Origin of the sequence: Candidatus Aegiribacteria sp. (genome assembly GCA_021108005.1) — a bacterium.
GTDB lineage: Bacteria > Fermentibacterota > Fermentibacteria > Fermentibacterales > JCC-6 > Aegiribacteria.
The window spans coordinates 1-7,314 of the sequence record JAIORS010000219.1; the positions used below are offsets into that span (position 1 = coordinate 1).

The 7,314-nt window shown below is 45.7% G+C and carries 3 protein-coding genes; all 3 read left to right on the forward strand.

Annotated elements, in window-relative coordinates:
* Positions 1–701: hypothetical protein (locus tag K8S15_14145; protein ID MCD4777174.1), on the forward strand; the 701-nt coding region annotated here is incomplete at its 5' end.
* Between the two features lie 442 nt (positions 702–1,143).
* A complete protein-coding gene (locus K8S15_14150; GenBank protein ID MCD4777175.1) occupies positions 1,144–2,469 on the forward strand; it encodes a hypothetical protein in 1,326 nt (441 codons plus the stop codon).
* A 1-nt stretch (position 2,470) separates the two neighbouring features.
* Positions 2,471–6,607, forward strand: coding sequence for a T9SS type A sorting domain-containing protein (locus tag K8S15_14155; protein MCD4777176.1), 4,137 nt, complete (start codon positions 2,471–2,473; stop codon positions 6,605–6,607).
* Positions 6,608–7,314 lie beyond the last annotated feature (707 nt).

A 7,314-nucleotide genomic window follows, 5' to 3' on the forward strand; every position in this document is an offset into this window, starting at 1 on the left:
GTATGAGAAATAAACTGACAAAATGTTTACATGTTAGGCCCGGCACCGGAGCGCGGCACCGGAGCCGTTCGGAGGGCAATCCTGAATATCTGACCGATGGTTCTATTGAAGTACGCTACAGGCCATCTTTCGGAGCTGACGCGGTCGTCATCGATCTCGGTGAAGAATGTACCGTAACGTCAGTTATTCCTGAAAGAGTATCAAATACTTCTCTTGATGTAATTACAATGACGGATGAATCCGTTCTTAATGTTGAGACTGTTCCGTTAATTGAACCTTCTCTGTTAATAGAAGTAGCCGGTTCTGACAGGGAGTTCTATACGTTCGCCGCAGAATCATACAGTGGTACAGATGATGTCCGTTACGTAAGAGTATGCGGAGCTTTGGGTCTTTCAGAGGTCAGTGTTTACGGCAGCAGAAGTACTGATTCAGAGGTTTTATCTATTGAGATCACCCGCAGTGTTGAAGACGAGGGCTGGATGTTCTCCATTCCAGTTGTTGAATATTCCGAAGAAGCTTCGGTGAAGATCTACGATGTTTCCGGCCGCATGATCTGGAGCGGTCATGCTGAATCGGGAAGTGTACTTCACTGGGACGGCTTTACGGAGAACGGAACAGCTGTTCCCAACGGCGTGTACCTTCTTCATTGCAGCATTGGTTCTGAAGTCAGCACCGGGAGCTTTGTGGTGAGGAGGAATTAATTAGTAGAGTCGTTAAGAACCCCGCCTTCTGAAAGGGGGCGGGGTTTAAGCGGAGGGGTACTTTCCTGTCTCCTGTTATCATAAGCTGGCAGATACCCTCTTCAATTGTTATTTCAATCATATTTTCCGTCTCTTGCTTCGATTAATGATTTGTTTCCGGAACTCTTGACGCTATGGATGTACAGTGAGCATAATCGAAAACGAGGGGTAAGGAACAAGGAGGGATGGAGAGGCTTAAACAATAGCTTCAATATCTGCGAATAATACAAATCAGCTCGACCTGCCTTACAGAAGAGAATCCAATCCGTTCGTTGAGATTCAAAACATAGAAAGTACTGTTTATTGTATCTGGGGGGGGGTAACTCTACATTACTCACCCATTCGCCCTCCATCGAAGTTCCTTCCAAATCAATGAAAATACTAAATTATGATAGGAGAAATGATGAAATATTTACTGATGATGCTCATGGTCATTACAGCAGCACAGGTAACAGCATCAGGTGTTTATGATGTTATAGAATCACTTGCTGAAAGAGCTGAAGAAGCTTCAGCTTCTTCGGAAGTAGAAGTAGTTGAGCTTTTCCATGCTGAAACTACCGAAGAACTTGAAGCTGCCTTAACCGATGGTTACCCCATGCCGTGGCTTGAAGAGATACTCAATGATGAGAGTATTCCCGAAGAAGACAGGTACTGGCTGGACTGCAGGATGAGAGCAGTACTGGCACAACAGATGCATCTGTTCTACAATAGAGAAGGCAATCCCTTAAATATGGATGCAGAATTCGTTGTACCGGGGGAAGACTATTGGAGAGAGAACTTCATAGTGAATCCACCTACCGAGGATAGAACATGGGATACACCGGATATGCCATCGAATATGTACGGTGAACCTGGTACGATAGTAAATCGATTTGGCGAAGAAATCGGTAATATTGCTTTAGCTAGTGGAAGGATAAAACTATCTAGAGATGCGTCAGTTGGACTCATGGTAAGTGGCGGAGTACAGCTACTTCAGAATCCAGCAGGTCATAGACCTTATGCATGCTTTTTCTATCCAGATGGTTCTTTTGATGAAATAGCTATTCCATTATCAGGAATGTATCAGTTTGATCTCAGTGCTGATGGTTCTCTATCTTGCTTTGGATGTTCGGCACCGGCTGAGGAATTGCCATATGATGGTAGAGGCATTTCATACATAGCTGCTTCGGATAAAGGTCCGTTATCAGAAATTATTCTGCCCTGTCATTACGGAATTGGTCCAATAGCACCAGCCGTATCACCTGAAGGTAAATACACTTCCATTCCGCTGAAAGCATTGGGATTGGGAATATACAGTTTATCTGATAATGAGCTGATAACTTTCAATGATAACTTCATATACATACTTGATTTGGAATTTTCACCCGATGAGGAACTCCTGTGTGTATCTCCCCAAGGATACTTACTTGATTCTTCAACACTTGAAATTGTCTGGGACATCCCACAGACAATATCTGGATCAAGACGATTTTTCAGAACCTCAAAATACGGTTTGTGCACAGTAGTATGGGAGACAACTCTGAGAAACATAGAAGATGAAACTGAAAACCTCCAGAAGATATACTGGAATCAAACACTTATCCATGAAACCACCGGATATCCCGGAGAAATGGGTATTTCCCCCAACGGATATTTTGTTCTTCAGAGTTCCAGATCCTTTCTGATTTTTCAGGAAAACTCTGATCAGTACACTCCTTTCATATTTCGCATGGTCAGGGAGGTGAGATAGAATGGAACGAACAAAACTAGCTATTACAATTCTCTTAATCATTGTACTGACTCAATTTCCTTCTATCGTAACGGCAGAGCCAGGCTTCATCCCATGGCCCGTGGGGACCACGCCCAGTGGGCAGGATTCATCACGAACACTTTTTTCTTCCTATGGAACCCATCATATCGGATGGAGTCAGGTTCCTGATCCTTTTGGAATTAATTTTCACTTCGGTATTGATATCGATGCGAACACCTCTTCCACTGATGGCTGTGATGTCGTTCGAAATGTTGTTGAAGGGTATACATGTTGGTGGGGAACAGATACTTTACCAACAGGCGAAGTGCAGTGGGTTGTTGTTGTTGGGGAGGATCATCTTGGATCTGAAGGCTGGAACTTTCAACATCTGGATGAACTCAATATTGATTTCTTTGACCCTACTATGCTTCACCAAATCGGTGATTTTATTGGAATCATGCATCCGGCCCTCACTCACCCCCATTTGCACTTCATGCGGAGTGAAGCACCATATGTTTCAAGTCATGCTGCTTTGTGCAATCCTCTTGATTATCTTGTTCCTTCAGCAACCTCTGTTGGTGATTTTACATGGGGATGGGATGCGAATAGTGACAGATCATTCTTCCTTCCTGACATGGATTACCTCGACTGGGGTAACTGGACTTCCGTTTCTGAGGTATGGCTGGATACACTTGATAGAGAAGATCTCTCAGGGGCGGTTGATTTCCTGTACGGTCAATCTCATTACGGAGATGGCATGGCTTCAATCCCGGATGCAGGGATTGATGCAGACGGAATTGATGAACTAAATCCCCGAAGAATATTATGGAAAATTGTTCGCCAAAAGCCAGGCGGTGATGAAGTTATTAGTATGCGATATGTGGTTGATTTCAGGGGGGAGCTTGGCGGTACTCAACATGATGACAAGTACAAGCAGTTCTACTTCAGATATCATTACAGAGAGCTTTATACCACTGAATATGGAACTCTCAACTGCCTATCCAATAGCGGTGATGCTTTTCCTGATCCCGGCTGGGAAGGTTTTGGTGTTTCAAACATCGAGGAGAACTGCTGGCAGACGGATTCAGACAATCAGTTTTCCGGGGTCACAACGAATCCCGTTCTTGCCGCTTTTCCGGATGGTCCCTACAGTATAGATGTAACGAGTTACGCGTGGGATACGACAGTGACTCATGGGGATACTCTTGATATCGAGCTCCACAACTTTTCCCCTGTAGTTGAAGAGGTTGTGATATCCTGTGAAGGGAGAACGATCTGGGAGGCTTACTGGACAGCTGACGGTTTAGCACCGGAATGGCACAATCCGATTGATCTGGCAGTGCTTCCTGATCAAACTCTTGATGTAACAGTAGTCTTTTCAGAGCCAATGGATACGACATCCGTTACCGTTACAGCCGGAGTTTCTTTACCATACAATGACATTACGGCATCTGACGCCGGATTGAACTGGAGCTGGACCAACTGTCCGGAGGAAGCACAGTACAAAGACACCTGGCATGGTGTTTTCGATGATCTCACCGGTTGTACTTCCGGTCGAATGACACTCAGCATACAGGCACAGGATCATGATGCCAACGGTCTCATGGATCCATCAGTTCCTGTTTCTGATGGCCGTTACAATGACATTCATCACAGTTTTTCAGTTATGGGTGTTCAGCCGGGCTGGCCGGTAACCCTTCATGACAACGTAAAGGGTTCCCCGGTTCTAGCCGATCTTGATGATGATGGCGATCTTGATGTTGTCATTCAGAGCACGGATGGCTGGGTTCATATTCTTGCTGATGATGGCAGTTCATGGAACAGCCACTGGCCGATGCTTTCAGGTGGATGGGGGAGTATCAATGTTCATTCATGTCCGACCATAGTTGATCTTGATGGTGATGGAGACCTTGATGTTCTTTCGGTTCATGCCTATGGATGTCATGCGAGAGATGTAATTACAGGGAGTAACATAAGTGGCTGGCCAGTTGAGATGGGTGGTTCAGCTGCTCTCGGTTTCTACCCCAGCATGTCTTCTCCCGCGATAGGAGATGTTGATGGAGATGGCCATCCCGAGGTGGTGATCTGCCGTCATCTTTCCGATACGACATCACTTGAGCCCACGGTTTATTTGTTTGAGCATACGGGAGGTTGGAGAACATGGTGTCGCAACCTTGAGCCTGGCCTTGGAGGCTCATCGGTAATCTGCACTCCTGCAATTGGCGATGTTTCATCGATTCATTCCGGGCTTGAGATAGTCGTATGCACAGCTGAAGGTTTTCAGACTGATAAGGAGTCTTCTGATGAGAAGACTTTCAACAGCGCGGTTTATCTTCTTGATCCTTCAGATGGCTCGAATATCTGGAAGACATCATTTAACTGCTGGTTCTACTCTTCCCCGGTAGTAGGGGATGTCGATAATGATGGAGTGAATGAGATCATAATCGGTACCAGCGGGGGTACTCAGACAAATATGGTTCTGGTACTCGACGGTAACACCGGCGCAGTGGAACATACCTGGAATGTAGGCGGCTGGGTAATGGGTCCAGTCGCGTTGGGCGATCTTAATGATGACGGTTATCTTGACATAGCGGCATCCGTTAATGGAGGAACGGTTGAGTGCTGGTCTGGATTGAATTACCAATCATTTTCAGGATTTCCGGTATCAGTTGGCAGCACTCCCTCAAGAGGTCCGTCCATAGCGGACATTGATGGCGATTTCGAACTTGAGATAGTAGTCGGAACAGCCGATGGATTACTGTACGCCATCAACAGCGATGGCAGCATCTGCAGCGGTTACCCTGTAGCTTTTGGTAATGGAGTTTACGGTCAGGTAGCTATCGGCAATATCGATGCTGACAACAGTCTCGAGATGATTCTTGCCGATGACAGCGATCCTGTACTGTACTGCTACGATCTTGGCGCGGGTTCATTCCCGGCTATGATGCCTTGGCGTCAATTCCAGCATGACAGCTGGCATACAGGGTGTTTTGAAGCCGACAATACGATACCAGAACCGCCCACAGATCTCATCGGAGAGATAGATTACTCACTTGTCGGCTGCGAGGTTGAGCTTGAGTGGGATCTTTCGGTGAACGATCCTTTCTCCGGAAGCCCCCAGGAGCCCACGGATGTGATCTGGTATGAGATAAAGAGGGTTTTCCCCAGGGCACCTTTCCATACTATTGGAAGGGTGTATGCAGGAGTTGGTTCATATGTTGACTATTTCAGCACATACATGCCTCTTGTAGTGTACGCGGTTTTTGCCTCAGACGGCACCAACGAGTCGGAATACAATTACATCAAGTTCCCGACCTCTCCTTCTGACGTTATTTCACTTGGGTGTTCGGTTGTTGAAGAGTTTTCAATGGAGAGAGCTTCAACAAGTATTCCTGGCAGGACACAAGTTATCGAGATGGACGAGTCTTCCGATACTGAAAGAACATCAGTACATGAGAGAATAGTTGAGACAATACCGGCAGTAATAGATGAGGCTGTTCTTACAAGAGGTGGTAATTCCCTCTGCCTGACGGATGGTTCATTAGAAGTACGCTACACGCCATCTTCCGGAGCTGATGCTGTTGTCATCGATCTCGGAGAGGAATGTACCGTAACATCAGTGTTGCCTGAAAGAATATCAGATACTTCTCCCGGAATAGGTTTGCTTACAAATGAATTCATTCTGAATGTTGAGACTGCTCTTGCAGTTGAACCTTCTCTGTTGATAGAAGTGGCCGGTTCTGACAGGGAGTTCTATACGTTCGTCGCAGAATCACGCAGCGGTACAGATGATGTCCGTTACGTAAGAGTATGCGGAGCTTCGGGTCTTACCGAGGTCAGTGTTTACGGCAGCAGGGGAACTGATTCAGGAGTTTCAGCTGTTGAGATCACCCGCAGTGTTGAAAACGAGGGCTGGATGTTCTCCATTCCAGTTGTTGAATACTCCGAAGAAGCTTCGGTGAAGATCTACGATATTTCCGGCCGCATGATCTGGAGCGGTCATGCTGAATCGGGAAGTGTACTTCACTGGGATGGTTACACGGATGATAGAACACCAGTTCCTAACGGGGTATACCTTCTTCAGTGCGGCATCGGTTCCGAAGTCAGCACCGGGAGCTTTGTTGTGAGGAGGAATTAGAGGAGAGTTATAAAGACGCATTCAAGTTGACCGTTTTCTCATTGAACGTAAAACAGCGCTTTGAGTGTGGTGTCGTTAAAAGCCCCGCCTTCTTAAAGGGAGGCGGGGTTTCAGAGTACTTTCCTGTCTCCTGTTATCATAAGCTGGTAAATACCCTCTTCAATTGTTTTTTCAATCATATTTTCCGTATCTTACTTCGATTAATGATTAGTTTCCAGAACCATTGACGCTATGGATGTACAATAAGCATAATCGAAAACGAGGGGTAAGGAACAAGGAGGGATGGAGAGGCTGAAACAATAGCTTCAATATCTGTGGACAGTTCAAATCACTTCAACCTGTCTGATATAGCACAATCGCATCAAAGCAATTTAGATCAATTCAATCCAGATACTGTTTATTTAGCTGGGGGGGGGGGTAGCCTTACCATGTCCTCGTATTCGCCCTCCCCCTCTATATTGTGATGGATAACTTATCAATCAGAAGAATTTACTAGACAGAGGTTAAAAATGAGAATGTTTATTGTAATAGTTATATGCCTTCTGGCATCTGTTTGATGTTGTACAATCCCTCAGGCAGCAGGTCTGGGAGAGTGAATACATTCCTGAATCAACCATTCCAGTGATACCACTTACAGATTACGATGAGTTTGAAGTTATTGAGCTTTTCAGAGCGGAAACAATAGAAGAGCTTGAAGCTTCACTGAT